The 1469-nt window shown below is 55.5% G+C and carries 2 protein-coding genes and 1 pseudogene; all 3 read right to left on the bottom strand.

Annotation, left to right across the window (positions count from 1 at the left end):
• Nucleotides 1-350 (bottom strand): hypothetical protein (locus AC0L3X_RS47070; protein ID WP_354142354.1); only part of this gene is annotated, 350 nt, incomplete at its 3' end.
• A gap of 457 nt (nucleotides 351-807) precedes the next feature.
• Nucleotides 808-993, bottom strand: coding sequence for a hypothetical protein (locus tag AC0L3X_RS47065; protein WP_187387681.1), 186 nt, complete (start codon nucleotides 991-993; stop codon nucleotides 808-810).
• Between the two features lie 260 nt (nucleotides 994-1253).
• A pseudogene (locus AC0L3X_RS47060) lies at nucleotides 1254-1469 on the bottom strand (hypothetical protein); the annotation flags it as partial.

Genomic DNA, 1469 nt, shown 5'->3' with positions numbered 1-1469 from the left:
TTCGTGTTGGGTAAATCGAAATTAAAAAAGACGCTTCCACTCTTATTGAATGCCACGCCGGACAAGTCATCTGGTGAAAAGGACACGTTTTGCGTGACGTCACCGCGATGCCCCTTAATGTCCTTCAACGAAAATGGGCCGCTGAAGGTGCGCATAAGTTGCGTGTCTAATTGGAAGTCCGTGTCCGCAACACCACTTCCCGAGATTGGTCCGGAGCAACCCAACAGTGCTGCGATGTTAGCTACCCTGCTGCCAATCTTAAACGATATCGATGCGGTGCCCGACGACGTGCGTACCCTCAGCACGTGCGCAGCAATAAACCAGTCGTCCGCCTTTGTGTCTGCTGCCACGGCCGCCTCCCGCTGTAACTGAAACCTCTCGCCAGCGACTGGAGATTAACCGTCCTGTTGTCATACCCATGTGAAGAGGTTCACACGACGCAAAACGACATCGGGTGATGCGCCCATTGTGTTGTTCAACAGAAAGGCCGCAGCGGCGAACCACTGCGGCCTGCTGCCGGGTTAAAATTTATAAGTGAAATATGGGTCCAGCCCCGGCGAGATGAAGCCTACAGCGCGGGGCGGGGCGCAATGTCGTCGATGTTACACTGTGGGACAATTAAATGCGTCAGCTTCGCTGACTGAGGTGGGACTCGCCGGGGTTGGCGAAGGCGAGCCCTCAACCCCAAGGCCGCGAAAGCTAAAAGCTCCGGCTGCCTTGACGGACGCAGTAGTCTGCACCTGATCGGCGCAGATGCGTGCGTTAAAACAATATCGAAATTTGGCGGCTCCCTCAACGAAGCCAGCGTCAATTTACCGCTGATGCCCCCAGGCCGATACCCAACACGATCGCCTTCTGACGTAGCGCGCCTTCGGTTCGCTTGGTCATCTTGGCGATTTTGACGACCGGCGTGCGAGCCTTGGAGTGCGCCTTCAATTCTTTGATATTTTCCTTCGTCCACTCGCGGCGAACCAGATTTTTGTTTCTGGCCAAAACGGCGCTCCTTCCATGTTTAAGGCGCGGTCTAACAACATGGCGCAATATACGCAACAAACGCTCTGCGCACTTACGGAGATTTAATGGCCGACAACGAACAGCTAGTTCTATCTATTTCGGCTGACACGCGGGAAAATGCAGAACCAGCAAGACAATCGACCCGGCGACTGAGGCGGTAGACGCCAAGACCACGACATCGAAGACCTTGCCGCTCCTTCTGCTCGGCACTTTGCGCCAGTGCATGGCAGTCTTCTCGCTCAGATTTTCGGCGCAGCACCAGCCCGGTCAAAGACTGGCACTTTTTCTTCGTCGTCAGGTGCTGCAGCAGATGGCGTATCTTCTGCCGCGTGCCGCAACGCTTCGGTTTGAGCATCCAGGCCATCGACAGTTTCATTCGCCTGACTGCCGGAGTCGTGCGGTTTCGTCGGAACTTGGCCAGCGCCGGAACCAGTAACGGGATCCATTGTGCTCGA

This window comes from Bradyrhizobium sp. MI1.7, assembly GCF_055811795.1.
This window is presented reverse-complemented; position numbering and strand designations above follow the sequence as displayed.